This window comes from Nonomuraea rhodomycinica, assembly GCF_013363995.1.
Taxonomy (GTDB): domain Bacteria; phylum Actinomycetota; class Actinomycetes; order Streptosporangiales; family Streptosporangiaceae; genus Nonomuraea; species Nonomuraea rhodomycinica.
This window is the reverse complement of the sequence record NZ_JABWGO010000001.1, coordinates 1,083,087-1,109,700: the sequence shown is the minus strand read 5'-3', so window position 1 is coordinate 1,109,700 and position 26,614 is coordinate 1,083,087. Positions and strand designations below refer to the sequence as shown.

The 26,614-nt window shown below is 71.9% G+C and carries 17 protein-coding genes; 8 read left to right on the top strand and 9 right to left on the bottom strand.

Annotated features, from left to right (window positions below; all coding sequences use genetic code 11):
- Positions 1 to 53: 53 nt before the first annotated feature.
- From HT134_RS05145 to HT134_RS05135, 3 genes are read right to left on the bottom strand one after another with little or no spacing between them, the layout of a single operon-like run.
- On the bottom strand, positions 54 to 491 hold the full coding sequence (locus HT134_RS05145) for a hypothetical protein (RefSeq protein ID WP_175599048.1): 438 nt from the start codon (positions 489 to 491) through the stop codon (positions 54 to 56).
- Positions 488 to 7,471: a polymorphic toxin-type HINT domain-containing protein gene (locus HT134_RS47530; protein WP_175599047.1), complete on the bottom strand. Its 6,984-nt coding sequence runs from the start codon at positions 7,469 to 7,471 to the stop codon at positions 488 to 490. Before HT134_RS47530 ends, HT134_RS05145 begins: the two co-directional genes overlap by 4 nt.
- A gap of 46 nt (positions 7,472 to 7,517) precedes the next feature.
- Positions 7,518 to 11,021, bottom strand: coding sequence for a LamG-like jellyroll fold domain-containing protein (locus tag HT134_RS05135; protein ID WP_175599046.1), 3,504 nt, complete (start codon positions 11,019 to 11,021; stop codon positions 7,518 to 7,520).
- Between the two features lie 317 nt (positions 11,022 to 11,338).
- Between HT134_RS05135 and HT134_RS05130 the strand changes: the two genes are divergently transcribed.
- The 3 genes from HT134_RS05130 to HT134_RS05120 all read left to right on the top strand — a co-directional run bounded on the left by HT134_RS05130 (position 11,339) and on the right by HT134_RS05120 (position 14,082).
- Positions 11,339 to 12,601, top strand: coding sequence for a sensor histidine kinase (locus tag HT134_RS05130; protein ID WP_217707185.1), 1,263 nt, complete (start codon positions 11,339 to 11,341; stop codon positions 12,599 to 12,601).
- A complete protein-coding gene (locus HT134_RS05125; protein ID WP_175599045.1) occupies positions 12,598 to 13,290 on the top strand; it encodes a response regulator in 693 nt (230 codons plus the stop codon). Before HT134_RS05130 ends, HT134_RS05125 begins: the two co-directional genes overlap by 4 nt.
- Before the next feature lie 144 nt (positions 13,291 to 13,434).
- Positions 13,435 to 14,082, top strand: a complete 648-nt coding sequence (locus tag HT134_RS05120; protein ID WP_217707566.1) for a DNA alkylation repair protein — start codon at positions 13,435 to 13,437, stop codon at positions 14,080 to 14,082.
- A 1-nt stretch (position 14,083) separates the two neighbouring features.
- Here the strand turns inward: HT134_RS05120 and HT134_RS05115 are convergent, their stop codons facing one another.
- Complete coding sequence (locus HT134_RS05115) at positions 14,084 to 14,767, bottom strand: CBS domain-containing protein (RefSeq protein WP_175599043.1); 684 nt, start codon at positions 14,765 to 14,767, stop codon at positions 14,084 to 14,086.
- Between the two features lie 202 nt (positions 14,768 to 14,969).
- On the opposite strand from HT134_RS05115, the gene HT134_RS05110 reads away from it, so the two are divergent.
- Positions 14,970 to 17,411: a cation-translocating P-type ATPase gene (locus HT134_RS05110; protein ID WP_175599042.1), complete on the top strand. Its 2,442-nt coding sequence runs from the start codon at positions 14,970 to 14,972 to the stop codon at positions 17,409 to 17,411.
- Positions 17,412 to 17,468: 57 nt separating this feature from the next.
- Here the strand turns inward: HT134_RS05110 and HT134_RS05105 are convergent, their stop codons facing one another.
- The 3 genes from HT134_RS05105 to pflB form a co-directional block, all read right to left on the bottom strand.
- Positions 17,469 to 17,627 carry a hypothetical protein gene (locus HT134_RS05105; RefSeq protein ID WP_175599041.1) on the bottom strand — a complete coding sequence of 53 codons (159 nt, stop codon included), beginning with the start codon at positions 17,625 to 17,627 and terminating at the stop codon, positions 17,469 to 17,471.
- 136 nt (positions 17,628 to 17,763) lie between these two features.
- Positions 17,764 to 18,531 carry a pyruvate formate-lyase-activating protein gene (gene pflA / locus HT134_RS05100; protein WP_312887979.1) on the bottom strand — a complete coding sequence of 256 codons (768 nt, stop codon included), beginning with the start codon at positions 18,529 to 18,531 and terminating at the stop codon, positions 17,764 to 17,766.
- On the bottom strand, positions 18,528 to 20,774 hold the full coding sequence (gene pflB / locus HT134_RS05095) for a formate C-acetyltransferase (protein WP_175599040.1): 2,247 nt from the start codon (positions 20,772 to 20,774) through the stop codon (positions 18,528 to 18,530). Before pflB ends, pflA begins: the two co-directional genes overlap by 4 nt.
- Before the next feature lie 131 nt (positions 20,775 to 20,905).
- On the opposite strand from pflB, the gene HT134_RS05090 reads away from it, so the two are divergent.
- Positions 20,906 to 21,418: a universal stress protein gene (locus tag HT134_RS05090; RefSeq protein WP_175599039.1), complete on the top strand. Its 513-nt coding sequence runs from the start codon at positions 20,906 to 20,908 to the stop codon at positions 21,416 to 21,418.
- Positions 21,419 to 21,455: 37 nt separating this feature from the next.
- On the opposite strand, the gene HT134_RS05085 is transcribed toward HT134_RS05090, so the two are convergent.
- A complete protein-coding gene (locus tag HT134_RS05085) occupies positions 21,456 to 22,175 on the bottom strand; it encodes a CBS domain-containing protein (RefSeq protein WP_312887978.1) in 720 nt (239 codons plus the stop codon).
- Between the two features lie 154 nt (positions 22,176 to 22,329).
- Here HT134_RS05085 and HT134_RS05080 point away from each other — a divergent pair, with 154 nt between their 5' ends.
- The 3 genes from HT134_RS05080 to HT134_RS44600 all read left to right on the top strand — a co-directional run bounded on the left by HT134_RS05080 (position 22,330) and on the right by HT134_RS44600 (position 25,988).
- Positions 22,330 to 24,627 (top strand): phosphoketolase family protein, encoded by a 2,298-nt coding sequence (locus tag HT134_RS05080; protein WP_175599038.1) that lies wholly within the window; start codon positions 22,330 to 22,332, stop codon positions 24,625 to 24,627.
- 75 nt (positions 24,628 to 24,702) lie between these two features.
- Entirely contained in the window at positions 24,703 to 24,918 is a 216-nt protein-coding gene (locus HT134_RS05075) for a PLD nuclease N-terminal domain-containing protein (protein WP_175599037.1), read from the top strand.
- Positions 24,909 to 25,988 carry a nitroreductase/quinone reductase family protein gene (locus HT134_RS44600; protein WP_217707184.1) on the top strand — a complete coding sequence of 360 codons (1,080 nt, stop codon included), beginning with the start codon at positions 24,909 to 24,911 and terminating at the stop codon, positions 25,986 to 25,988. The genes HT134_RS05075 and HT134_RS44600 overlap by 10 nt, the downstream gene beginning before the upstream one ends.
- Here the strand turns inward: HT134_RS44600 and HT134_RS05065 are convergent.
- Positions 25,918 to 26,385, bottom strand: a complete 468-nt coding sequence (locus tag HT134_RS05065; RefSeq protein WP_175599036.1) for a pyridoxamine 5'-phosphate oxidase family protein — start codon at positions 26,383 to 26,385, stop codon at positions 25,918 to 25,920. The genes HT134_RS44600 and HT134_RS05065 overlap by 71 nt on opposite strands.
- Positions 26,386 to 26,614: the final 229 nt, after the last annotated feature.

Here is a 26,614-nt window from a genome sequence, read left to right as displayed (position 1 = left end):
GCCGGCCCTTCCTCGATCGACCGGGGACGGGCCGGCCGGGAGCCGGAGGCCGGTCAGGCACAGTACGTCTCTCCATTGACCGGCTGATGAATCCGGCGATATTCGAGGTCGTCTGAGACGAGAGGGCTCTGTGCCCCACCGCGGAGATCGAACTCCGCCCACTGGACGCCGTAGCAGACGATGTGATCCTCGAGCGAGCCGTCGCGAAGCAGAAACACCTTCTGGCCGGCTCGAAGGCGGCCGATCCTGGCGACCAGGTCGGCGAGGTCGTCGCCCGACGCCTCGCGAAGGTGAAGGGCGCCTACATCCTTCCAGCAGGACAGCCGGCTCGCTCCGGCGAACGCCACGTCCATGACCCGGAGGGGAGAATCTCCTGGAGCATCGTCGTCGATCTCCGGGTATCCGCGCAGCAGCGCGTACCCGTGACCGTAGCGATAATCCATCAGGCGGAACGTCCGGGAATCCCGGAGTTCGACGGTCTTCTTCGTCACAGTTGCCCCCACGTGCCCAGCCGGCCATTCATCCGGTAGAAATTCACGGTATCCATCAAGCCGTGGTTGGCGACCTGGATCAGTTCCCACTGGGTGGCCAGCAGGCTGCCATCGTCGGCGGCGGCCGCCTCGCGTGCTCTCTGGAGCGCCATCGCGGGGCCGCGGTTGGCCCCCGGAAGACCGTCGAGCAGGAAGGAGATCTCGCCTCCGCCTTCGACCGTGCGGCGAAGGACTTTGTAGACCTCCTGTTTCCAGTCGCCGGTGACGCCCATCAAATGGCGCGCGCCGACGTGCCTCGCGAAGTTCGTGACATCACTGCTCTCCCTTCCGAGAGCGACGTGGTCCTTCGGACCGATGAAGCCGCAGTTATGGACAAGAACAGACTTGTCTCCGGCCTCCACGTAGAACGTATGGGTGTCGGCGACCGTGAGGTCGTGGACCGTGGGGTGGTTCGGCTGCTTCGTGGTGCCGACCACCTGGACGGTGGTGCCGGTCGGGGTGCGGAGGTGGTCGGCACGCGTCAGATGGTCGGCGCGGACCCACGCGCGGTCCTTGGTGTCCCAGAACAGGTGGTGCTCGGTGGCGAGGATGACGCCGGTCTCGTCGCCCCTCTTGCCGTCGGTGTCGACCGTGATCTGGACGAGGTTGAGGTAAGCGGCACCGGAGAAGGCGGCGAGGACCAGTTTCGGCGCGGTCCTGCCGGTCAGCGGGTCGGTGGCCAGGACCTTGTCGCCAGGTCTGATCTGCTCGATCGCCTTGCTGGTGCCGTCCGCCAGCTTGACCATGGTGCCCGCCGCGAAGCTGTTGCACCTGGGTCCTGACCCGGACGTGGCCCGTGCCTTGCCCGCTGCCCGGCCCGCCCCTGCCCTGCCCGCCGCGGCGCCCGCGGATTCGCCGCCTTCCGCCGCCGCGCCGCCGCCGCGGCCCAGGACGTTCCTGGCCTTGCCGGCTGCCTTGCTCGCCGCTCCGGCGACGGTCCTGCCGGTGGCTGTGGTGGCGAGTTTGCCGAGTGCCGCGCTCACGCCCTTGCCGACGACGCCGCCTGCCGCGCCGGTGATGGCGCCGACCGCCGCGGCCTTGAAGGCGCCCCCGGCGCTCCACTCGTCGCGCGGTGTCGAGACCAGGTAGCCCGCCAGGTTGCCGGCGGCTCCGCCGGCGGCGGCGCAGCCGATGCTGCCGGCGCCGGCCGTGGCCGCCTCGCAGCCGACCGTGACGACGACCGCGACGGTGACGTTGACGATGGTGGCCTTGTGCTCGTGCCAGATCTTCTTGGCCTTGCAGCCGAAGCTCCAGCGGCCGCAGTGGGGAGGGCTGGTCGGCGGAGGAGGCGGCGAGTAGGAGCTGCCTCCTCCGCCCCCGCCGCCGCCCCCTCCGCCTCCGGAAGGCGGGTTGCACGGGTTCGACGGGATGATCCCGCACTGGGTGCCGCCGTCGTACATCAGGCCGGTGGGGTCGGAGCCGGTGACCGGGTTGTTGTCGGCGTAGGCGTAGCCGTTCCAGCTCTGCGGGTCGGAGACGTCGAAGACGGGGTCGACGGAGATGAAGCGGCCGGTCTCGGCGTCGTACTCGCGGGCGCCGAGGTGGGTCAGGGCGGTGGCCTCGTCGATGACGCCGCCCACGAACCCCTTCTGGCCGGGCCAGGACACCGGTGCGAGACCGCGCTGCCGGCCGAACGGGGTGAAGCGGCGGCGGCTCGTCGCCTGCGTGGAGGTGTCGTCCACGGAGGTGTCGGCGGTGCCGTGGTGGTCGGCGCCGAGCCAGGTCACGCCCTTGCCGGTACGGGCGGCGATGGTCTGCCCGCCGAAGTCGTAGTACCGGGTCGCGCTCTTGGCGCCGGTCTTGGCGTCGAGCCGGATCTCCATGCCGGCGACGTACAGGGTGGTGGAGGTGGGGTCGCGGCGGATGAGCCGCTCGCCCCCGGCGTCGTAGACGAAGGTGCTGACGCCGGAGGGGTCGGTCGACTTCGCGAGGTGGCCTTCGACGTCCCATTCCAGCAGGCGGCCCGAGCCGCGTTCGGTGGTGTTGCCGGACTTGTCGTAGGTGTAGGTGTCGATCTGGCCGTCGCGCGGGCCGCCGTCGTAGGCGACGGAGGTCAGCGTGTGCGGTTGCGGTCTGCCCGGTCCGGCGTAGGTGTAGGTCTTGGTGATGTCGCCGGTCGCCTGGTGGTCGATCTCCTTGGTGCGGTTGCCGACGCTGTCGTAGGCGAAGGACTGCCAGTACGGTGCGGGCCCGCCGACGATGTCCGGCGAGGGTCCGGTGGCGCAGTCGTCGGTGGAGGTCCAGGCGTCGGTGAGGCGTTGCAGCCAGTCCTGACGGAAGCACTGCACGTCGGGGGTCTGGCCGGAGGGCGTGTCGGCGATCTTGGTGATGTTGCCGGACTGGTCGTAGGTGTAGTGGGTGTCGGCCACCGAGATCGGGGCGGTCTCCCGTTCGAACACCGAGCGGGTGAGCCGGTTGGTGCCCTCCTCGTAGAAGTTGGTCTGCTTGACCCGCTTGAGGCCGGTGCTCAGCGTCATGTCGAGGACCTGGCCGAGCTTGCCGTAGGTCGTCGAGGTGACGTAGTTGGTCAGGCCCCGCATCGTGGTCGGGTTGCCGAGCTGGTCGTAGTCGTACAGCAGGGTCTCGCCGAGCAGGCCGCCGGCGGCGGGCAGCACGGTGCGGTGGACGGTGCCGTCGGGGTTGTAGTCGGTGGTGGTCTTGTACGTGCCGGCCAGGGCGCCCTCGGCGGCGGGGATGACGGTCTGGGCGCCGGTGGGCCGGTAGGCGTTGTCGTAGCCGGTCACCGAGTCGGTGTACGCGTCCATGGCGCCGGTGGCCGCGTTCTTGACGTACCGGGTGGAGCCGGTCGGCTGGCCGTTGACCACGGTGCCGTCGGCCAGCTTGTCGAAGGTCCACTCGGCGAGCTTGGTGCCCGCGGCGGAGGTGCCGGCGTATTCGGCGGTCTTGCGGCCGAGGGCGTCGTAGGTGAGGAACAGGCTGGAGCCGCGGGCGTCGGTGACCGTCGTGAGCAGGTCGTTCTTGTCGTCGTAGGTGAGCTTGGCGGTGCCCTTGTCGGGGTCGTCGACCTGGATCATCCGGCCGCGCAGGTCGTAGTGGTAGGTCCAGACGTTGCCCGCGGTGTCGGTGACGGTGGCCGGCTTCCCGGCGCGGGTGTAGGTGTACGTGGTGGCGTCGTAGTCGCCGCTGGGGGCGTCGCCCTTGTACTGGCGGACCTCGACGGTCTCGCCCTGACCGTTGGTGATGGTGGTGGTGGGGGTCGCGCCGGCGGGCGGGTCGACGCTGACGCGGTCGCCGCCGTACGTCGTGGTGGTGCGCCACTGCTCGGTGCCGCGCCTGCGGAAGATCTGCGCGGTCGGCCACTCCATGCCGTTGTGGACGGTGACGTTCTGGCCGGGGACGTCGTCGTCGCTGGCCGGGACCCACAGCGTGCTGCCGGGATCGCCGTCGGTGTAGTAGTCGGCGTTGGTCTTGTCGACCAGGCCACGGGTGTCGTAGAGGGTGTCGTTGATCAGCCGGCCGCCGCCCGGCGCGGGCTCCTGCTTCTGCCGGGGGCGCAGGAGTCCGTCGTAGAGGGCGTACCCGGTGGTGTAGGTGGCGTTGTCGGCGCGCAGCGTCGAGGTGGAGACGGTGGTCGGGCCGTCGGTGCGGATCTGGTAGCCGAACTTCATGTTCGGGGTCGAGGCGTAGCTGCCCTTGGCGTGGCCGGGCAGCCACACGCCGGTGAGCCGGCCGAGCGGGTCGTAGGCGAGGTCGGCGCGCTTGCCGTTGGCGTCGGTGGTCGCGGTGGCCAGGCCCCAGGCGGGCTCGATCTCGGTGGTGGTGACGTGGCCCAGCGCGTTGGTCTCCCGCTTCGCGGTGACCAGGCCGGTGGCCGGGGTGTAGGAGGTCTTGGTCGTGGTGCCGTTGACGTCGGTGACCACCAGCGGGCGGCCGTAGCCGTCGAAGGTGGTGGAGCCGGCGGTGACGTACTGGGGGCCGCCGTTCCACGAGCCGAGCCTCTCGGTCCTGGTGACGTCGCCCGCGGACGGCGCCACGCCGAACGCCTTGCCGTCGTAGTACTTGCGCACGTCGGAGACCACGTCCGCCGGACGTTCGGGCGTGAGCGTGCACGCCTTGGTGACGGTCTCCACCCGGGTGGCGTAGGAGATCATCCAGCGGGTGTCGTCGCGGGCGTAGGAGGTGCGGACGCACTGGTCGTCATCCGCCGTGGCCTCGTCTCCGAGGTCGTTGATCTGGGCGGGCAGCCCGTCGGCGTTGTAGTCCGTGTCCGTCGTGGTGTACCGCCAGCCGCCCGAGGCCAGCGCGGTACGGGCGCGTTCCTTGTCGGTGCGGACCATGTGCGCCGTGGTGGTGCCCCAGGAGCGGACGCGTCTGGCGGTCTGCCTGGACCAGTAGCCGGTGATGGTGCCGGTCAGAGCGGGGCCGGAGGGGCCGTCGTAGCGGATCTCCTCCCGCAGGCGGCCCTGCAGCGGTTCGGCGTCCGCGACGGCCGTGCCCTGCGAGTCGGTGACCTTGACGTCGCGGGTGCCGCCGCCGGACAGTTCGTCGCCGTCCATGCCGCGGAAGTAGGTGAACTCGGCCTTGGAGCGCTGCTCGCCCGGGGCGCCGCGCAGCACCCGCACCTTGCCGTAGCCGCGCCACTGCGACCAGGTCTTGTACTTCTCCTTGGTCAGCCCGTCGTCGTCGTCATGGTGCCAGGCGCCGCCGCCGAGGTATTCGTACGTCTCCAGCGTGTCGGGGGCGCCGCCGGTGCGGTCGATCTGCTGGATCTGGGTGACGACGTACTTGTGGAACCAGTCGAGCTTGGGCGAGGTGGCGCCCTCGGGCGACCAGTACTGCGGGTAGCAGCGGCGGGTGTTGGAGTCCGGCGCGGGGGTGTTGCCGGCGGCGCAGTCCTCGTCGGAGTACGTGACGGACAGGGCGCCGCCGGTCTCGTTGTCGATCGCGGAGATCCGCCACTTGGTCAGCGGCGGGCGTCCTTCCAGCGCGTCGACCCGGTTGGGCCGCTGCACGCCGGCGAACTTCACCGGCGGCAGGGACGCGGTCCCGCCGACCTTGCCGGTGTGCTGGATGCCGGCCAGCCACAGCGCCGGCGCCGTGCCGTCGCCGGGCGCGCGCATCTGCTGGTCGAGGGTCCAGGTGTCGACGTCCTTGTACGCGCTCCCGGACAGCACCTGCGTGGTGACGGCGGCCAGCCGCTTGCGCGTCCAGAACGTGGGCGAGTACCGGTCGAGGCACTTGTCGCCGGAGTCGCAGTTCTGGTCGTAGGGGACGTCGGGCCAGTACTTGGCGTTGTCCTTGGTGAACTTGCTCTCCGCGCAGTCGAAGCTCGACGTCGCGATGCACCGCTCCTTGACGTCGAAGACCACCCGGGCCGGGGCCGAGGAGGAGAAGATCGCGTTCGAGCGCTGCCCGTAGTCGACGCGCTTGAGGTAGCCGCCCCGGTCGTAGGCGGTGGGGGTGCCGTTCGGGACGCCGTCGGTCAGGGTGGTGACGTCACGGCGGTAGTAGTTCGTCTCACGGCCGTACCAGAAGGTGCTCACCGTGCCGTGCGGGTCCACGACGTGGTCGAGGTTCCACCGCCACGCCTGCCTGCACCAGGAGTCGGAGAAGGAGTCTTTGTGGCAGGGCTCGCCGTCGTCGTCGCCGAACACCGGGACGGTCCACGTCGACTGCGTCTCGGCCCCGCCCTCGGTCCAGCCGGGCAGGTGGTTGCGGCCGAAGTAGTACTGGGTGCCGTCGGGGGTGGTGACCCGCCAGTACTCGCCGTCGTTGTCACCGTTGTCGGCGCCGGTGAGCCGCTCGACCTTGGAGCCGTCGTCGTCCTTGGGTTGCCAGGTGCCGCTCGCGTCGTCCAGCACCAGTTCGGTGGCCTGGCCGTTGAGCGAGAGGGTGGCGTTGTGGTTGCCCCAGCACTGGTCGTTGCGCTTGGGGGTGACGCCGTCGTCGGCGCACGCCTTGTACCGGCGCTCGATGAAACCGGGCCAGTAGTCGAAGCCCTCGCCGATCCAGGACGCCTGGTTGTTGGTGGCGACCGTACGGCCGTCGACGCCGCCCGAGGAGTAGACGAAGCCGATGTTCGGGGTCGGGCCGCCCGGCGTCGGGGGCAGGCGCAGCGGATAGGACCAGGAGAACGCGCCGCTCTGGTTGCTCACGTTCCACGTCGCCGACGGCGACAGCGACGTCGCCTCGTACGTGCCGGCCGAACCGGACGGCGCGGCCTCGGCGGCCAGCGTCATCGTCTCGGCGGTGGCGAAGCCGACGTCGGCGGACAGGCGGCCGGTCTTGACGTCGTTGCGCGTGGGCAGCGGCTTCCGGGCCTGGCACTGAGGCAGGTCGGGCGTGGCGGCCGCGCACGGAGGCAACTGGACCAGGCGCAGCCGGGAGGCCCAGTCGCCGCCGTAGGCGTACCGGAAGCCCGAGTAGTCGACCTCGACCGTCATGCGGGACCCGGCGGCGGGCGCAGCCTGCGGGGTGAGCTGGATGCCGAGGCCGGTGATGCGGGACCTGCCCGCTGTGGCGGCGTCCAGCGCGCGCACCTGGACGCCGGTGACGGCGGAGGTTCGCAGCGCCGGACCGCCGTCGTTCCGCGGTGCGCCCGGGCTCAGCCAGATCGGCAGCGCTCCGGCCCGCACCCTGGCGGTGCCGTCCGCGCGGGCCGCCACGTCCTGCGTGCCGCCGTCGCGCGCCGCCACGTCCGGCGTGCCGCCGGCGGGTGCCGCCGGGAGGGTCACCGTCGCGGTTCCCGGCCGGGGCCAGGTCACGGCGGGCGCGCCCTTGAGGTCGTACGCGGCGCCGGGGTCGGCCGAGGGCCGGCGGGCCTTGACGGCGTGGCCGGGCACCGCGTGCTGTCGCTGAGCCTGGTGCCAGGCCGGGTCGTCGCCGCTGGCCCGGGCGGCGATCGGTGCGGCCAGCGTGGCCGGGACCACGACGGCCAGGACGGCGGCGATCTGGGTCCAGCCTCGCCTTGAACCGGGCACGGCTTCCTCCGAGGGGGCGTCAGTGAACGTGGGGGTGTCGGCGGGTCTAGCCGTCGATGGGCAGGTTCATCGCGATGTTGACGACCTGGCGGTCGGTCAGGGTGCCGGTGTAGGCGCGGACGTCGTCGATGTCACCGCCGAAGTAGTCCACGGCGGCGCTGTTGTACCTGGCGCGGCCGATCTGCAGCGCGCCGGCCGCCCAGCCGCCGGTGACGGGGCGCTGGTCGTTGAGCTGGCCGTTGACGTAGAGGCGGATCTGCTTGGCCTGCTCGTCGTACACGCCGGCCAGGTGCGTCCAGGTGTTGAGCGCCGAGCAGTCGACGCGCTCGGCCGAGACGGCGTGCGTCAGGGTGCCGCTGGCGGCGTTGGGGCTGGTCGAGAACGACCAGTGCGGCACCGCGACGCCGTTCTCGGCGATGAGCCGGTAGCCGAGGTAGAAGGAGCTGTAGGTGGCTCCGTCCTGGGCGAGGACGGTCATCGCGTGGCTCGGCAGCACGCAGGTGTCGTCTCCCGACAGGCGCACCCAGGCCGACACGGCGTAGCTGTGGTCGGTGCGGAGCGGCGCCGACGGGGTGGCCGCGTAGCCGGTGGCGCCGTTCAGGCTGAGCGCGCCGCCGCCGTCGAAGCCGTCACCGGTCCAGGCGGCGCCGCCGCCGAGCGTCGCGGGCCAGCGGCTGTCGGTCGTGTTGACCGCGGTGGTGCCCGCCGTCTCCTCGAACTTCCACCAGCCACGCTGGATGGGCGGCTGCTTGGCCATGGCGGCGATCTCGTTGCCGAGCGCGGGATCGTTGACGGTGCGCGGGTCGTCGGACAGCTCCCGGTTCCAGACCTTCAGCTCGTCGATGTCGCCGGCGAAGTTCTCGATGAACGTGCTGCGCCACTTCATCCGCCCCACCTGCAGCGGGCCGGTCGCGTCCCACGGAGCGTACGGGAAGGCGGCCGGCGCCGACTGGCGGATGCCGTTGACGTACAGGCGCAGCTGCCGGTGCGGCGCGTCCCACACGCCCACCAGATGGGTCCAGATGCCGGTCACCGGTTCGGCGTCGCTCACCGCGCGGACGGCGGTCTCGTTGTCGGTGTCGGCGTCGTACTTGCTGAAGATCCAGCGCTTGGAGCTGGCGGAGTAGTAGAGCTGGAAGCCCGAGGAGCGCGTGGCCGACTGGCTGGCCACGGTGGAGTTCTTGCTCTTGTCGGACAGCAGCACCCAGGCGCCGACGGACATGCTCCTGTCGGTGTGCACCACCGGGCCGTCCGTGCTTCCGTACCCGGTGGCGCCGTCGAAGTGCACGCCGCCGGCCACGCGGCCGCCGCTCCAGCTCGCGCCGCCGGTGAACGTCACCGGGTGCGGCGTCGCCGCGGAGTCGCCGGCCGTGAACCCGCCGCCCTCGTCCATCCGCCAGTGCCCCACCGGGTCGAAGCCCGCCCTGACGTAGAAGCTGTAGACGGCCGGGGTCTTGCCGACGTTGCCGGCCCGGTCGACCGGGTAGACGTACAGGGCGTTGAGCCAGTCGTGGCGGGGCGCGAGCCGCACGTTCACGGAGGGCTGCCCGGCGGGGATCGTCACCTGGGTGGCGGCGGTGGCCAGCGCCGGGTCGTCGAGCGCCCATCGGAAGGCCGTCACGTCGGTCTCACCGTCGCCGGGGGCCAGCGTGAATCCGCCCGCCCAGCCCACGCTGCCCTGCCAGGCGTCCGGAGTGTCGGCCGGGTAGTCGAGGGAGCTGACCTTGGGCAGGGTGGCCGGGTCGATCGTGTCCACGGTGAACTCGCACCACTTGCTCCACGCGCTGGAGTCCGTGCCGTCGTACGCCCTGACCTTGTAGCCGTAGGTGTGGCCGGTGGTGAGCCCGGCCAGCTTGACCGAGTGGTCGGTGGCCGAGGTGGTGTACTTGTAGGCGGTCTTCCCGTCGCCGGGCATGGTCGAGGTGATGTCGTCCCACCCGCCGGTGGCGGCGTTGTAGTGGTGCAGGACGAACTCGGCCCGCACGCCGTCGCCGGCCTTGTCCGGGTCGTAGATCCGGGCCTTGAGCTGGAGCGGGCTGGCGGCGTCGCCGGCGTTGACCGCCGGTCGGGCGGCGCCCGTGACGCAGGGGGTGGCCGGGTAGGTGCCGATGCCCGAGGGAGCGGCCGGCGGGGTGTTGTAGTCGATGACGAGCTTCGGAGAGGCGCTGAAGCCCTTCCACCCCCACACGCCGCTGCTGGTGTCGTTGGAGTCCCGCAACCCGAACGTCGTGTTCGACCAGCCGGCCTTGGCGGCCTTGACGATCGCGCCCGTCACGTTGAACTCGATGCCCTTGTCCGGGCAGGAGGAGCTGTAGCCGGCGTCGGAGGCCACGCTGTCCTGGTGGTCGCTCCAGGACGGCTGATGACTCCAGTTCGTCGAGCTGGAGATGCCGCCGGTGAGCCAGAGCTGCACGGCCTGCGGGCTGGAGGTGCAGCCCCAGGACTTGACCTGCGTGATGCGGAACGTGGCCTTGAGGATGTGCTTGCCGTTGACGTTGTCGGAGTCCATCCGGAAGAACGACCGCTTCAGGCCGCTGCCGTAGTTGCCGGCCTCCGGCATGTGGCTGGAGTTCCAGTACTCCTGGGAGGGGTAGGCCTGGTCCACGTACGTCCAGGCCAGCTTCGAGCCCGACCACTGCGGGTCGATGTAGACGGGGTAGGTCGTGGCGGGGGAGGTCAGCAGGCCCTTGTCCGGTGTGATCGCGATGCGGTCCCGGTCCAGGTCCACGGCCATCACGGCCTGCCGGCCCTGGCGGGAGGGCCCGGCCGTCAGCGAGGCGGGGGCCGCCGCCGTGCCCGACGAGTCCCACATGCGCGGCGCCGGGGCGTGGAACAGCTCGGTTCCCGACTCGGTGACGGCGCTCAGGCCGCCGCTCGCCGTCCTGCGCACCGTCAGCCCGGTCGCGCGCATGCCGAAGCCGATCCTGTCCAGTGCGGGGTCGGCGGCGGCGTCCCGGTTCTTGACCACGAGGACCTCGGAGAAGCCGAGCACCGACGCGGTCACCTTCAGGTCGACGCCCGGCAGCACCTCGCCGTAGGTGGCGGTGTCCCCGTCGAGCACCGGCTTCGGCAGGCTCCCCGGCCAGCTCATCGCGACCGAACGTCCCCCCTCGCCGATCGCCGCCAGCGGGCCTCTTCCGCCGCCCGAGAAGGTCAGGTCGAGCGGCGTCGCCACGGTGCGCACGCTTCCGTCCTCGGCGAAGACCAGGGTCGGATCGACGTCGGCCCAGCCGCCGCCGCGCCGTACCCGCTCGGGCAGCGCCGAGGTCTCGGAGGTGTACGAGCCGTCGGGGTTGGCGAACACCTGGCGGGTCTCCGTGCGCAGCGGCAGCACCTCGACGCGCCGCCCGCTGCCGCGCGCCAGCTCCTGGGCCTCGCGTTCGGACGGTGCGGGCGGCCCGCCCGTCGCCGCCCGCGCGGGGAACCCACCCGGCGAGGCGGCGACGGCGTCCGGACAGCGGACCAGCAGGGACATGACCAGTGACAGGACCAGCGACATGGCCATGGCGAGGACACGGCTGAGGACGCTGCGGGGGGTGCGGCGGCGCATCGAGTCTCCTGGAGGTGCGGCTGAGTGTGCTTGCGTGAGCTGCTCATCGGTTCCACCACGTACGGGACGGTCCGTCCCGTACGGGCGTGCCGCTCGCTGCCAGTGCCGGCGACTCGAACCGGCACCATTTATAGGAAAAAGCGGTCATCCTCGGCGTCAAACTCTGGGGTAGAGATCATTCCGCCATCCGCGGTACGGCCCGGCCTGAGAGGTAAACCTCTGCTGTACATGATGGGCGTCCCTACCGCCGAAGTCGCAGTGGCGGACCAGGCGCTCAGGCGATGAGGAGCGCCGCTCGCGCCGGTTAGCATGCGCTGATGCGCGCGAAGATGCTGTCGTCGCTCCGGTGGCTCGCCGGGATGAACCCCTTCGTCGTCGACCTGATCTTCAGCGTGGTGGTCGCCGTCACCACCGTGGTGTTCGGCTTCGTGCTGGCCGAGGACGCGGTGCCGTCCGGCTACGCGCAGCGCCCCTGGGACGCCGCCGCCGTGGGGCTGACGCTGGCGGCCAACCTCGTCCTGGCCTGGCGGCGGCGCGCTCCGCTGACCGTGCTGGGCGTCGCCCTGCTCCTCGCGATCGTCTTCCACCTGGCCGGCTACGACACCCGGCTCAACGAGGCGGCGCCGGTGCTGGCCCTCTACACGGTCGCCGTGCGCCGGCCCCCGGCCGTGTCCGTCGCCTGCGGCCTCGCCGTGGCGGCCTCCTGGTGGCACGCGGCGTTCCTCGCACCCGACGACTTCACCTGGCCCAACATCGCGCAGGTCAGCCTCATCGTGGTCGTCGTGTGGTCGTTCGGCAACCGGACCCGGACGGTCGTCGAGCGCAACGGGCAGCTCGCCGCCCTCACCGAGCGCTTACGGCGCGACCAGGAGGACAGGGCGCGGCGTGCCGTCACCGAGGAACGCGTGCGCATCGCCCGGGAACTGCATGACGTGGTCGCCCACCACATGTCGGTCATCGTGATCCAGGCGGGGCTGGCCCGCTACGTCTTCGGCTCCGACCCCGCCACCGCGCGCGGCGCCCTCGCCACCATCGCCGACACGGGCAGCGAGGTCATGGGCGAGATGCGGCGGCTGCTGGCCGTCCTGCGCATCGACGCCGGCGACGACGCCGGCGACGGCGCCGACGAGTGCGCCGACAGCTACGACCCGGCGCCGGGCCTGGGCCGGCTCGATCAGCTGACGGAACGGGTGCGCTCCGCCGGCGTCCCGGTGGAGGTGTCGATCACCGGCACCGTACGCCCGCTGCCGCCCGGGATCGACCTGTGCGCCTACCGCATCGTCCAGGAATGCCTCACCAACGTGCTCAAACACGCCGGCCCCGCCACGGCGCGGGTCTCCCTCGACTACGGCGCCGACCTCGAACTGCGCGTCAGCGACGACGGACGCGGGGCCCCGCCCTCCCCGGAGGGGGACGGCCACGGCTTGATCGGCATGCGCGAACGCGTCAAGCTCTACAAGGGAACGGTCAGAAGCGGGTCGAAGCCGTCAGGAGGATTCGAGGTCGTGGTCACTCTGCCGCTGCCCTCCCCGGGCACGGACACCCCGCCCCTCGCCCCGGCCGGTGAACCGAGCGGATGATCAAAGTACTCGTCGTCGACGACCAGGTCCTCGTCCGCGCCGGCCTGGCGGCGCTGATCCGCGCCGCCCCCGGCCTCGACGTCGTCGGCGAAGCGGCGAGCGGCCAGGAGGCCATCGCCCTGACGGCCGCCGCCCGGCCCGACGTGATCCTCATGGACGTCAGGATGCCGGGCATGAACGGGGTCACCGCCACCGAGCGCATCCTGTCCGCGCACCGCGACCAGCCACCCCGCGTGGTCATCCTGACCACCTTCGACCTGGACGAATACGTCTACAACGCGCTGCGCGCCGGCGCCTCGGGATTCCTGCTCAAGGACACCCCGCCCGAACGGCTCATCGCCGCCATCCACACCGTCGCCTCCGGCGACATGCTCTTCGCGCCCACCGTCATCCAGCGCCTCGTCAAGGCCTACACCCACCGGCCGGACCCCGCCGCCCCCCGGCCCGCGCCCCAGCTCGACGTCCTGACCGCCCGCGAAGCCGAGGTCCTCAAGCTCGTGGGCCACGCCCTGCCGAACGCCGAGATCGCGGCGCGCCTGAACGTCAGCGAGGCCACCGTCAAGACGCACCTCAACCGCGCCATGGCCAAACTCGACCTCGGCAGCCGGGCGCAGGCAGTGGCGCTGGCGTACGAGACCGGGCTCGTCACTCCCGGCACGGAGACCACCCCCGACGGCGTGCGTCATTAGCCGCGCGGCGGCGGCGAACGACGCGCGTCCGCCGCGGCAATGCGCGTACCTCCTGAGTCCGGCCGTACGGTCGGAGTGGCATGTGAAGGAGAGGAGGCCGAGGTGGCGGAGACGGCGCCGACGGAGAGCGAGGTGGCCGAGGTGATGGCCGAGCTGGCCGCACTCCAGGACCCGAGGACCCGCGAGGTGAACGAGAGACACGGCGACGATCACGGGGTGAACCTCGGCGAGCTGCGCGCGCTGGCGAAGCGGCTGAAGACGCGGCAGGAGCTGGCGTGCCGGCTCTGGGAGACGGGCGACACCGCGGCGCGGCTGCTGGCGATCCTGATCTGCCGCCCGAAGGCGTTCGAGCGCGACGAGCTGGACGTCATGGTGCGCGAGGCGCGCACCCCCAAGGTGCACGACTGGCTCGTGAACTACGTGGTGAAGAAGAGCCCGCACTCCGAAGAGCTGCGCCTGGCCTGGTCCGCCGACCCGGACCCCGTGGTCGCCGGCGCCGGCTGGGCGCTGACCACCGAACGCGTGGCCAGGAAGCCCGCAGGGCTCGACCTCGCCGGACTGCTCGACGTCATCGAGGCGGAGATGAAGGACGCCCCGGACCGCCTGCAGTGGGCGATGAACCACTGCCTGGCGCAGATCGGGATCGAGCACGCCGAGCACCGCGCCCGTGCGATCGACATCGGTGAACGGCTGGGGGTGCTCAAGGACTACCCGACTCCGCCGGGCTGCACGTCCCCGTTCGCGCCGGTCTGGATCACCGAGATGGTACGCCGCAGCACGACAGGACGGTGACTCAGGCTCCGCCCCACATGGGCATCTCCACGATGTCGTCGTGCTTCCAGCTGAGCTCGTCGTGCACGGCCACGACGCCGTCGACGTTCTCGGCCAGGCGGACCGCCCTGATGGCGTGGCTGTGCTCGTCGAGCACCCCGGACAAGGTCACCACCCCTTCGGACACCGCGATGCCCGGCTCACCCGGCAGGGCGTCGCGGATCCGGCGCTCGATGTCGCCGTCCGAACGGAGGAAGACCTTGATCAGGTCGCGGCGGCTGACGATGCCGACCAGGCGGCCGCCGTCGTCGACCACGGGCAGGCGCTTGACGCCGTACCGGTCCATCCGCCGGGCGGCGAGCACGACCGAGGCGTCCGGGGTGGTGGTGCGGGCCGGGGAGGTCATCAGCGCGCCGGCGGTCTCGCCCTGCGCCTTGCGGTAGCCGCTGCCCTCGCTGCCGGCCGTGTGGCGCAGGCGGGCGCGCAGCGGCGGCCGGTAGGCGTCACCGTAGTAGCGCTCCTTGAACTCCTCCTTGGCCAGCAGGTCGGTCTCGGACACGACACCGAGCACCCGGTTGTCGTCGTCCACCACGGGCACGCCGCTGACGCCCCGCTCGATGAGCAGGTCGGCCACGGTGTGGAAGGAGGCCTTCTCGTTGACGGCGGCCACGTCGGTGGTCATCACGTCCTGGACGGTGGTTCTCATGGTCATCTCCTGCAGGGGAGACCCGGACGACGCCGGGCACGGGACGGAGGAGCAGGCCGGCGAGGTGGCCGGCGTGGACCTGGAACGGCTTACACCACCGAGGGTTTCCCAGAAACCGGCGCGCCGGCAGTGCCGGACGGCCCCGCCCTTGAGGCCCAAGGTCCCTGCCGGGCCGCCCGCGCGGACCGGGAGGGTGGGGGACATGACAAGCGTGTCACGGGCCGGGTCCGGGCTCACCGCCGCCGAAGCCGCGGCCCGGCTGGCCGCCGACGGGCCGAACACGCTGCCCGCCGCCCGCCGCACCCGTCCCGTGGTGCTGCTGCTGCGTCAGATGGTGCACTTCTTCGCCCTGCTGCTGTGGGGCGCGTCCGGGCTGGCCCTGCTGGCCGGGATGCCGCAGCTCGCCGTCGCCATCGTCGTCGTGGTGCTGCTGAACGGGGTGTTCGCCTTCGCCCAGGAGTACCGCGCCGACAGGGCCGCCCAGCGGCTGGGCGAGCTGATCCCGGCCAACGCGGTGGTCCGCCGGGACGGCAGACGGCTGCAGATCAGCGCGGCCGAACTCGTGACAGGCGACGTGGTGCTGCTGGAGGCGGGCGACCGCGTGTCGGCCGACCTCGAACTGGCGGACGTGCACGCGCTCGCCGTCAACGAGTCAATGCTCACCGGGGAGAGCCGCCCGGTCCGGCCCCAGCACGGCGACCACGCGTACGCGGGCACGTTCGTGGTGGAGGGCCAGGCGGAGGCCGTCGTGCTGGTCACCGGACCGCGTACCCGGCTGGCCGCGATCGCCGAGCTGACGCGGGAGGCGAGCCGGCCGCCGAGCCCGCTGGCCGTCCAGCTCGGCAAGGTGGTCAGGATCGTCGCCGGGATCGCCCTGGTCGTCGGCGCCGCCTTCTTCGGACTGGCCCTGCTGCTGGGCATGGACCCCGGGCAGGGCTTCCTGTTCGCCATCGGCGTCACCGTGGCCCTGGTCCCCGAGGGCCTGCTGCCGACCGTGACCCTGTCGCTGGCCCGCGCCGCGCAGCGCATGGCGGCCAAGAACGCGCTGGTCCGCCACCTGGAGGCGGTCGAGACGCTCGGCTCGGCCACGTTCATCTGCACCGACAAGACCGGCACGCTGACCCGCAACGAGATGGCCGTCGCCGACGTGTGGGCTCCGGGCCGTTCACCGGCCGAGGTCATGCGCTCGGCCGTGCTGAGCTCCACCGGCCGGATGAGCGACGGCAAGCCGGTCGGCGACCCGATGGAGGTCGCCTTACACGTGGAGGCGCTGAGGCTCGGCGCCGACCTGTCCGGGGAGATCACCCGCCGCTTCCCCTTCGACCCGGTACGGCGCCGCGCCTCCGTCGTGGCCGACGGTCACCTGCACCTCAAGGGCGCCCCCGACACCGTGCTCCCGCTCTGCGGCGATGTGCCCGGGGTGGAGGAGGCGCTGACCCGGATGAGCGCGCAAGGGTTGCGCGTGCTGGCGGTCGCCGGTGCGGACGCGGCGGAGGAACGCGATCTCGACTTCCTCGGCCTGGTCGGCCTGCACGACCCTCCTCGGGACGACGTCGCCGAGGCCATCGGGAAGTGCCGGATCGCCGGCATCAAGCTGGCCATGATCACCGGCGATCACCCCGGCACCGCCCGCGCCGTCGCCGAGGAGGTGGGCCTGCTCGGTGCGGAGGAACTCGTGGTCACGGGCGCCGACCTGCCCGCCGACGACGCGGCGCTGGGCGAACTGCTCGACCGCGACGGCGTCGTCGTGGCCCGCGTGACCCCCGAGGACAAGCTGCGCATCGCCCGCGCTCTGCGCTCACGCGGCCACGTCGTCGCCATGACGGGCGACGGCGTCAACGACGGTCCCGCCCTGCGCGAGGCCGACATCGGCATCGCCATGGGCGCGTCCGGCACCGACGTCGCCCGCGAGGCCGCCGACCTGGTGCTGCTCGACGACCACTTCGCCACCATCGTCACCGCCGTGGAGCTGGGCCGCGCCACCTACGCCAACGTGCGCCGCTTCCTCACCTACCACCTGACCGACAACGTCGCGGAGCTCACGCCGTTCGCCGTCTGGGCGCTGTCCGGCGGCACCGTCCCGCTCGCGCTGAGCGTGCTGCAGGTGCTCGCCCTCGACATCGGCACCGACCTGCTGCCCGCGCTCGCCCTCGGCGCCGAGCCCGCCAACCCCCGCACCATGCACGGCCCCGCTCGCACCGGCAACCTCGTGGACCGCCGGCTGATCGGCCGCGTCTTCGCCGTGCTCGGTCCCGCCCAGGCGTCGGCGGAGATGGGCGCCTTCATCGCCGTCCTCCTGCTGGGCGGCTGGCACCTCGGCGCCGCCCCGTCCCCCGCTCTGCTCGCCGCCGCCTCCGGGACCGCCTTCGCCGCCGTCGTGCTCGGCCAGTTCGCCAACGCCGTCGCCTGCCGCAGCGAAACGCGCTGGGTCGGCCGGCTGCGCTGGCGCACCAACCCGCTGCTGCTCGGCGCGCTCGCCTTCGAGGCCGTCATGCTGGTGCTCTTCCTCGGCCTGCCGCCGGTCGCCGGCGTGCTCGGGGGCTCCTTCCCGCCGCCGGCGGGCTGGGCGCTGGCCGCGCTCGCGATCCCGGCCATGGTGCTGGCCGACGCCGCGCACAAAGCCTGGCGAGCCCGGCGCGCGTGACGCGGGGGGAGCCGCCGGAGCCGTCGACCGCCTCGGCGGTACGGGACGGCACATCCTTCAGACGCCGGGGGAGAGGCTCTCAACCGCTCGTACGAGTGCCATGTTCGCGGCGATCAGCGTGCGGACCTCCTCTTCCAGGGCGCCTACCCGCTTCTTCAAGGCCAGCAGTTCGGCGTCGAGGGCCGGCGACGCCATGATCTGTTGCCCACCGATCATGATTTCTTCACCTCCACGGAGCGGACAAGTCCATGGTCGTCCAGGGACACCATGGTCCGGCAGCGGCGAATGTCCTCGGACGCGCGGACCAACGGCACTGCCTGCCCCGGTCCGTGATGCGGCGCTGGTCTCGCGGTCATGTGCTCGTCACGCCGTGCGCCTGGAACCGGGCGTGGACCCGGTCCAGCGACGCCTGGTCGGGGGGCGCGACATGAGCCAGGGGGAAGCGCAGGCCGAGGCGCTCGTATTTGGCGGCGGCCATGCGATGGAAGGGCAGGACGTCGACCCGTTCGACGTTGCCCAGCCCGGCCACGAAGCGGGCCAGGCCGTCCACGTTCTCGGGGGCGTCCGTCAGCCCGGGGACCAGGACGAAACGCACCCAGGTGGGCCGGCCCAGCTCCGCGAGCCGGCGGGCGAAGCGCAGCGTCGGCTCGACCGGTCCGCCGGTGACCCGGCGATAGGTGGCCGGGTCGTAGGACTTGATGTCGAGCAGCACCAGGTCGGTGTCGGCCAACATGGCGTCGGTCGCGCGCACGCCGAGCAGGCCGGAGGTGTCCAGGGCGGTGTGCAGGCCGCTGCCGTGGCAGCGGCTCAGCAGCTCGGCGGTGAAGCGGGGTTGCAGCAGCGGCTCGCCGCCGCTGATGGTCACCCCGCCGCCGGCGACGGAGATGAAGCGCCGGTACCCGGCGATCCTGTCCATGATCTCGTCGGCGGTGGACGCGCGGCCGTCGCGCATCCGCCAGGTCTCCGGGTTCTGGCAGTACCGGCAGCGCAGGGGGCACCCCGCGGTGAAGACGACGAAGCGGGTGCCGGGGCCGTCCACGCCGACCGACAGGTCCCAGGAGCTGATGACGCCGGTGCCGGGCGCCTGGGTCAGGGGCCCGGCCGGGGTGGCGGCGTTCACAGCGAACCGTGGAAGGTGCGGTTGACGACGTCGCGCTGCTGTTCGGGGGTGAGGCGGACGAAGTTGACCGCGTAGCCGGAGACGCGGATGGTCAGGTGCGGGTAGCGGTCGGGATGCTCCATGGCGTCCAGGAGGACGGCGCGGGTGAGCACGTTGACGTTCATGTGGAAGCCGCCGGCGTCGAAGTAGCCGTCCAGCACGCCGACCAGGTTGGCGACGCGTTCGTCCGGGGTGCGGCCGAGCCCGTCGGGGGTGGCGGTGCTGGTCAGGGAGACGCCGTCGAGGGCCTGGTCGTAGGGGATCCTGGCGACCGACAGGGCGGAGGCGATCATGCCGTGGCGGTCGCGGCCGTTCATCGGATTGGCGCCGGGGGCGAAGGGCTCGCCGGCGCGGCGGCCGTCGGGGGTGTTGCCGGTGTGCTTGCCGTAGACGACGTTGGAGGTGATCGTCAGGACCGACTGGGTGGGCTCGGCGTCGCGGTACGCGCGCTGCCGGCGGATCTTGGCCATGAAGGAACGGACGAGCTCGACGGCGATGGCGTCGGCGCGCTCGTCGTTGTTGCCGTAGGCCGGGTAGTCACCCTCGATCCGGTAGTCGACGGCCAGACCGGTGGCGTCGCGCACGACGTGGACGCGGGCGTGCTTGATGGCCGACAGGCTGTCGGCGGTGACGGACAGCCCGGCGATGCCGCAGGCCAGGGTGCGCTTGACCGGGTAGTCGTGCAGGGCCATCTCGAGACGCTCGTAGGCGTACTTGTCGTGCATGTAGTGGATGATGTTGAGCGCGTTGACGTAGGTCCGGGCCAGCCAGTCCATCATCCGGTCCAGCGCCTCGGTGACCTGCCCGTAGTCGAGCACGTCGCCCGTGACGGGTGGGTGGGCGGGGCCGACCTGGACGCCGGTGAGCTCGTCGCGGCCGCCGTTGATGGCGTACAGCAGGGTCTTGGCCAGGTTGACGCGGGCGCCGAAGAACTGCATCTGCCGGCCGACCGGGGCGGCCGACACGCAACAGGCGATGGCGGTGTCGTCGCCGGTGCGGGGGCGCATCAGCTCGTCGCTTTCGTACTGCAGGGCGCTGGTCTCGATCGACAGGGCGGCGCAGAAGCGTTTGAACGGCTCGGGCAGCCGCGGCGACCAGAACACGGTCAGGTTCGGCTCGGGCGCGGGGCCGAGGTTGCGCAGCGTCTGCAGGTAGCGGTAGCTGGTGCGGGTGACCAGGGGGCGGCCGTCGGCGCCGAGGCCGCCGATCGACTCGGTCACCCAGGTCGGGTCGCCGGAGAACAGCTCGTCGTACTCGGGTGTGCGCAGGAAGCGCACGATGCGCAGCTTGATGACGAAGTCGTCGACGAGCTCCTGCGCCCGTTCCTCGGTGATGCGGCCCTCGGCGAGGTCGCGCTCCAGGTAGACGTCGAGGAAGGTGGAGGTGCGGCCCAGCGACATGGCGGCGCCGTTCTGCTCCTTGACCGCGGCCAGGTAGGCGAAGTACAGCCATTGGACCGCCTCCTGCGCGGTGCCGGCCGGACCGGACACGTCGTGACCGTAGGCGGCGGCCATCGCCTTCAGCTCGCCGAGCGCGCGGATCTGCTCGGCCAGCTCCTCCCGGTCGCGGATCACCGGCTCGGTGGCGTCGGCGTCGTCCAGCGAGCGCAGCTCGGCCCGCTTGGCCTCGACGAGCCGGTCCACGCCGTAGAGCGCGACGCGGCGGTAGTCGCCGATGATGCGCCCGCGGCCGTAGGCGTCCGGCAGCCCGGTGATGACGCCCGAACGGCGGGCGGCGAGGATCTCCGGGGTGTAGGCGTCGAACACGCCGTCGTTGTGGGTCTTGCGGTACTTGCTGAAGATGTCCTTCACCGTCGGGTCGAGCTTGTAGCCGTAGGCGGCCAGGCCGCTCTCCACCATGCGCAGCCCGCCCGCGGGCATGATCGCCCGCTTCAGCGGCGCGTCGGTCTGCAGGCCCACGATCAGCTCATGGTCCCGGTCGATGTAGCCGGGCGCGTGTGCGGTGATCGACGAGGGGGTCGCCGGGTCCACGTCGTGGACACCGCGCCGTCGTTCCTCCGGGAACAGCGCCGTCACCTTCGCCCACACGGCCCGCGTCCGTTCCGTCGGGCCGGACAGGAAGCCCTCGTCGCCCGTGTACGGCGTGACGTTGTCCTGGATGAAGGCGCGGACGTCCACGTCGGTCCGCCAGGTCGTGCCGTGGAATCCGTGCCATGCCGCGCGCTGCACCGCCGTGACCGTCATCGTTACCCCTTCGCGTCGGATGTCCGTCCTCAATCTCGCCGAAAGGATGCGCGGCCACCGCGGCCGAAGGACGGCGACAGGCGGGACGAAGGTCCCTGTCGCGCTGAGCCCCTCCACTCGATCATCGAGGCATGGGATCTCATCGCATAGTGGCCGGCGCCGACGGCACCAGGGACTGCGAGGACGCCCTGCTGTGGGCGGCGGAACAGGCGGTCGGCAGCCGGGGGCGACTGCTCATCGTGCACGCCTGGGAACCGCGTCTCGCGCACCGGGCGCCGTACGCGCGGCAGCCGGCGAACGACGGTCCGGCGCACGGGCGGGTGTCCGGCGATGCCGCCCTCGATCGTGCGCTGACCCTGGTGGGGGACCGGTTCCCCGGGATTCGCGTCGAGGGACGGGTCGTCCGCGGCAGGCCCGAGTCCGTGCTCGCCGAGCAGGCGCGCGGGGCCGATCTGCTGGTGCTCGGCTCGGCCGCCCAGCTCGCCGGGGACGGCAGGCTGGGCTCCGTCGTGCTGTCGTGTCTGCGCCGGCCGCCCTGCCCGGTGGTCGTGGTCCCGCCGACGGGACCCGGCGCTCGCCGGCCGGCCGCCACGGAGCTGGCCGCCGCGGAGCCGCCCGCCGCGGAACTGGCCGAGGCGCGGTGACGGCGACCACCGTGAACACGCCGGGCGGGCGGCATGGCTAGCCGAAGTCCCACGCGCTGTCGTCGATCTTCCAGGTCAGGCCGTCGACGACGTCGACCACGCCGTTGACGCGGCCGGTCATGCCGACCGCGATGCCCGCCTCGCTGCGGCGGTCCATCCGCCCCGACAGCGTGACCACGCCGTGGTCCACCGCCACGGTGACGTCGGCGGTGTCCACCCACAGGGAGCGGCCGAGGACGTCGTCGCGGATCTCGGCGGCGATCTCCGCGTCGCTGCGGACGAACAGCTTGACCAGGTCACGGCGGCTGACAATGCCGACCAGTCGGCCGTTGGGGGCGACCACCGCCAGCCGCTTGACCTCGTGGACGTCCATCAGGCGGGCGGCGGTGACCGCTGACGCCGTGGGGGAGACGGTGATCGCAGGGCTGGTCATGAGCTCGGCGGCGGTGTCGCCGTCGGCCTTCCGCCGGCCCTTGGGGTGGCGCAGCCGGGCGCGCAGCGGCGGCCGGTAGCCCTCGCGGTAGAACTCCTCGCGGAACTCCTCCTTACGCAGCAGGTCGGCCTCGGAGACCATGCCGATCACCCGCCCGTCGTCGTCGACGACCGGGACGGCGCTGATGCCGCCGGCGACCAGCCTGCGGGCGATGTCCTTGAAGGGGGTGGCGGCGGTGACGGAGATGACCTTGCCGGTCATCACGTCGGCGACGGTCATGCGCATGGCGGCCAGCTCTCTGGAGAACGAGGTTCTTCGGGGCACCTCCATCACACCTCGCGCGTCGGAGGTGGATCAGGGACGGAAGTCCCCAGCGGGGTGGTCGTTGGTCAGCGCGCCCCGTCATGAAGTCCGCCGGCCCACGAGAAGAGGACCAAGGTCCCTGGGGGGCGGGGGCGGATCCAGACATGATCGGCGCATGACGACGACGCAGCACATCGACGCCTACTGGCGGGCCGCGAACTATCTGTCCGTGGGACAGATCTACCTGCTCGACAATCCGCTGCTGACCGAGCCGCTGCGGCCGGAGCACGTCAAGCCGCGCCTGCTCGGCCACTGGGGCACCACACCGGGCCTGAACTTCTGCTTCGCCCACCTCAACCGGGTCATCGCCGAACGCGGCCAGGACATGATCTACATCGCCGGCCCCGGGCACGGCGGCCCGGCGGCGGTCGCGCACGCCTGGCTGGAGGGCACCTATTCGGAGAGATACCCGGAGGTCTCCCAGGACGCCGCGGGCATGCGCAGGCTGTTCCGCCAGTTCTCCTTCCCCGGCGGCATCCCGAGCCACGTCGCGCCCGAGACGCCCGGCTCCGTCCACGAGGGCGGCGAGCTCGGCTATTCGCTGGCCCACGCCTTCGGCGCGGCCTTCGACAACCCCCGTCTGGTCGTGGCGTGCGTCGTCGGCGACGGTGAGGCGGAGACCGGGCCGCTGGCCGCCAGCTGGCACTCCAACAAGCTGCTCGACCCGTACCGCGACGGGGTGGTGCTGCCGATCCTGCACCTGAACGGCTACAAGATCGCCAACCCCACCGTGCTGGCCCGCATCCCGGAGGAGGAGCTGCTCAAGCTCATGGAGGGGTACGGCTACCGGCCGCACGTCGTCGGCCCCGACCACGAGCAGATGGCCAAGACACTGGATGTGGTCTTCGACCAGATCGCCGCCTACAAGGACGGCCGCGCCGACCGGCTGCCGATGATCGTTCTGCGGACGCCGAAGGGCTGGACGGGGCCGCGGGAGGTCGACGGGGTGCCGGTGGAGGGCACCTGGCGGGCCCACCAGGTGCCGCTGTCGGGGGTGCGCGACAACCCGGAGCATCTGGCGATGCTGGAAGCCTGGATGCGCTCCTACCGGCCGGAGGAGCTGTTCGACACGGACGGCCGCCCGGTGCCCGCCGTCCTGCGGACGGTGCCCGAAGGGCCGCTGCGGATGAGCGCCAGCCCGCACGCCAACGGTGGTGAGCTGCTCTGCCCGCTGGCCTTGCCGGACTTCCGCGACTACGCGGTGGAGGTCGAGGAACCCGCGCGGCAGTCCACCGAGCCCACCCGGAGGCTGGGCGCGTTCCTGCGCGACGTGATCGCCGCCAACCCGCACAGCTTCCGGTTGATGGGGCCGGACGAGACCGCGTCCAACCGGCTGCAGGCCGTCTTCGAGACCACCACCCGGGCCTGGCACGCCGGGCTGGAGCCGACCGACGAGCACCTGGCCGCCGGCGGGCGGGTGATGGAGGTGCTCAGCGAGCACCTGTGCCAGGGCTGGCTGGAGGGCTACCTGCTGACCGGCCGGCACGGGCTGTTCAACTGCTACGAGGCGTTCATCCACATCATCGACGCGATGTTCAACCAGCACGCCAAGTGGCTGGAGTCGTCGAAGAAGATCCCGTGGCGGCGGCCGGTGGCCTCTCTCAACTACCTGCTGTCGTCGCACGTGTGGCGGCAGGACCACAACGGCTTCAGCCACCAGGACCCGGGCTTCCTCGACGTCGTGATGAACAAGAAGGCCGAGGTCGTCCGGGTCTACCTGCCGCCGGACGCGAACACCCTGCTCTCGGTCGGCGACCACTGCCTGCGCTCCCGTGACTACGTCAACGTGATCGTGGCGGGCAAGCAGCCGGTGCTGGACCTGTTCACCATGGACGAGGCGATCGCGCACTGCACCCGTGGCCTCGGGATCCTGCCCTGGGCCTCCACCGACCAGGGCGCCGAGCCGGACGTGGTGCTGGCCTGCGCGGGCGACGTGCCCACGCTGGAGACGCTGGCCGCCGCCGCCATCCTGCGCGAGCACCTGCCCTCGTTGCGGGTGCGCGTCGTCAACGTGGTGGATCTGATGCGGCTGCAGCCGCGCTCGGAGCACCCGCACGGCATGCCGGACGCCGAGTTCGACGCGCTGTTCACCACCGACAAGCCGGTCATCTTCAACTTCCACGGCTACCCCTGGCTGATCCACCGGCTCACCTACCGGCGCACCGGCCACGCGAACCTGCACGTGCGCGGCTACAAGGAGGAAGGCACCACCACGACCCCCTTCGACATGGCGATGCTCAACGACATCGACCGCTACCACCTGGTCATGGACGTCATCGACCGCGTCCCCGGGCTCGGCACCACCGCCGCGCACCTGCGCCAGCGCATGAGCGACGCCCGCCTGCGCGCCCGCGCCCACACCCGCGAGCACGGTGAGGACGCCCCCGAGATCAGCGGCTGGACCTGGCCCTGAGCGAGCTGGACCTGGCCCCAGGAGACCGGCCCCAGGAGACCCAAGAGACCGGCCCGAGGAGAAAGGACTGCGCCGATGCGCTGGAACGAGATGTCGAACAGACAGCAGGCCACGCTGCTGACGCTGGCGTCGGTGGAGCTCGCGCTGACCGCGACCGCCGTGGTGGACCTCGCCTGCCGCCACCGGGACGACGTGCGCGGGCGGAAGGGGCTGTGGTGGGTGGGGATCTTCATCCAGCCGGTCGGGCCCGTCGCCTACCTGCTGTGGGGACGGCGGCGGCCATGCTCGTGACCACGCCCCTGAAGGCGCCGGCCTGGAAGGCGCTGGACCGTCTCCAGACCCGCCTGGTCAACCCGGTCGTCGCCTGGGCGCTCCGGACGCCGCTGCACGACCTGCTGTCCCAGAGGATCGTGCTGCTGACCGTCACCGGCCGCAGGAGCGGCGCCCCCATCCGGCTGCCCGTCCAGTACGAACGGCGCGGCGACACCTTGACGGTGACCAGCAGACCGGCGCGGCTGTGGTGGCGCAACCTCCAGGGCGGCGCGCCCGTGCGCCTGGTCCTGGAGGGTGTGACGTGGACCGGTCACGCGGTCGTCAGAGACGAACCGGCTCCGGCCGACGCGGGCGGGCGCCGAGGCCGCGGCGGCGGGCCGCCCGGCGGCGCCGTCGTGGTGGACATCCGCCTGGGTACGCGCGAGCCCGGGCCGGCCACGGGCGCGGAGCACGTGTGGTGGCGGTGGACGAGAGCGGTCACGCTGGGGGAGCTCGCCGGTTTCACCGTGCCCGCCCTGACCGGGGCACTGGTGGCCGGCCCCGGCTCGGACATGCCGGGCGTCGGGCCGCTCCTGCAGGGCGCGGCGATGGTCATGGCGGGGGCCGTGGAGGGGACGGTCCTCGGCCTGGCGCAGGCGTACGCGCTGCGGGCCGCGCTTCCCGCCGTCGCGACCCGCGACTGGGTGCGGGCGACCGTGGCCGGGGCCGTCGTCGCGTGGCTCGTCGGCGCGCTGCCGATCGTCCTCGGCGCGGGCGTGCTGCGCTGGCCTCCCGCGATGCTCGCCCTGCTGGGGGTGACCCTGCTGGGCGGCATGGGTCTGCTGCAGTGGAGGGTGCTGCGCCGGCACGTGCGGGGCGCGTTCCGGTGGGTGATCGCGACCGCGGGCTCCTGGACGGTGGCGCTGGGCGCGTTCACGCTGGTGACCACGCCGTTGTGGCAGGAGGGCCAGCCCGGCTGGCTGGTCGTCGCCATCGGCCTGCTCGGCGGGGCGGTCATGGCGGCCACGGTCGCGGCTCTCACCGGGTCCGCGCTGGTGCGCCTTCTTCGTTCCGCCGGGCCGCGGCTCCGTCGGGAGGTGTCCCCGTGATGCGGCGGCCGGAGACGTGCTCCGCCTCGACCACGATGTAGTGGTCCCGGCTGCCCGGCGCCCACGTCGTCAGCGGCAGCGCCGCCAGCCGGTCGAGCTCGTCGGGATCGGTGACCTCCCGGGCCTGTCCCACCGCGGTCACCGACCAGCCGACGCGCAGCTCACGATCGAACTCGTCGGCTTCGAACGCCACCACGGCCCGCCGGGTGGCGGCCGCCAGCTTCGACCCGATCGAGGTGCGGATCACGATGGTCCGGCCGTCGAGGTGGAAGTTCACCGGCTGGACGGCCGGCAGGGCGTGATCGGTGAACACGATCCGCCCGATCGGTGCCGCGGACAGCAGGCCGAAGCACTCCTCATCGGAGAGCACCTGTAGTCCGGAGGAATCGAGCTGCATAACCTTCGAGATTTCTGGTCGACGACACACGGGCGAGATCTCGACGGTATCCGGCGCGCGGCCGGCCGGGTAGGGACCAAAGACCCGAGAAGGTCTCATGCAGGGTCAGGACTTTCGGCCCCGCACGTGCGGACGTTCGCCTCGATGACCGGCCTGAGCCGGGCTCCTAGCCTGGTTCGGGCGCCGCGATCGCGGACCTGGCCCGCCATCGGCGCTTCCGCCCCTTGGC

What these genes read in the sequence shown, in the direction of transcription:
- HT134_RS05115 (WP_175599043.1), bottom strand. Translation starts at nt 14,767, where the DNA reads ATGAGAACCACCGTCCAGGACGTGATGACCACCGACGTGGCCGCCGTC.
- HT134_RS05090 (WP_175599039.1), top strand. Translation starts at nt 20,906, where the DNA reads ATGGGATCTCATCGCATAGTGGCCGGCGCCGACGGCACCAGGGACTGC.
- pflB (WP_175599040.1), bottom strand. Translation starts at nt 20,774, where the DNA reads ATGACGGTCACGGCGGTGCAGCGCGCGGCATGGCACGGATTCCACGGC.
- HT134_RS05120 (WP_217707566.1), top strand. Translation starts at nt 13,435, where the DNA reads ATGGCCGAGCTGGCCGCACTCCAGGACCCGAGGACCCGCGAGGTGAAC.
- HT134_RS05125 (WP_175599045.1), top strand. Translation starts at nt 12,598, where the DNA reads ATGATCAAAGTACTCGTCGTCGACGACCAGGTCCTCGTCCGCGCCGGC.
- HT134_RS05065 (WP_175599036.1), bottom strand. Translation starts at nt 26,385, where the DNA reads ATGCAGCTCGATTCCTCCGGACTACAGGTGCTCTCCGATGAGGAGTGC.
- HT134_RS05135 (WP_175599046.1), bottom strand. Translation starts at nt 11,021, where the DNA reads ATGCGCCGCCGCACCCCCCGCAGCGTCCTCAGCCGTGTCCTCGCCATG.
- HT134_RS05110 (WP_175599042.1), top strand. Translation starts at nt 14,970, where the DNA reads ATGACAAGCGTGTCACGGGCCGGGTCCGGGCTCACCGCCGCCGAAGCC.
- HT134_RS05105 (WP_175599041.1), bottom strand. Translation starts at nt 17,627, where the DNA reads ATGATCGGTGGGCAACAGATCATGGCGTCGCCGGCCCTCGACGCCGAA.
- HT134_RS44600 (WP_217707184.1), top strand. Translation starts at nt 24,909, where the DNA reads ATGCTCGTGACCACGCCCCTGAAGGCGCCGGCCTGGAAGGCGCTGGAC.
- HT134_RS05080 (WP_175599038.1), top strand. Translation starts at nt 22,330, where the DNA reads ATGACGACGACGCAGCACATCGACGCCTACTGGCGGGCCGCGAACTAT.
- HT134_RS05075 (WP_175599037.1), top strand. Translation starts at nt 24,703, where the DNA reads ATGCGCTGGAACGAGATGTCGAACAGACAGCAGGCCACGCTGCTGACG.
- HT134_RS05130 (WP_217707185.1), top strand. Translation starts at nt 11,339, where the DNA reads ATGCGCGCGAAGATGCTGTCGTCGCTCCGGTGGCTCGCCGGGATGAAC.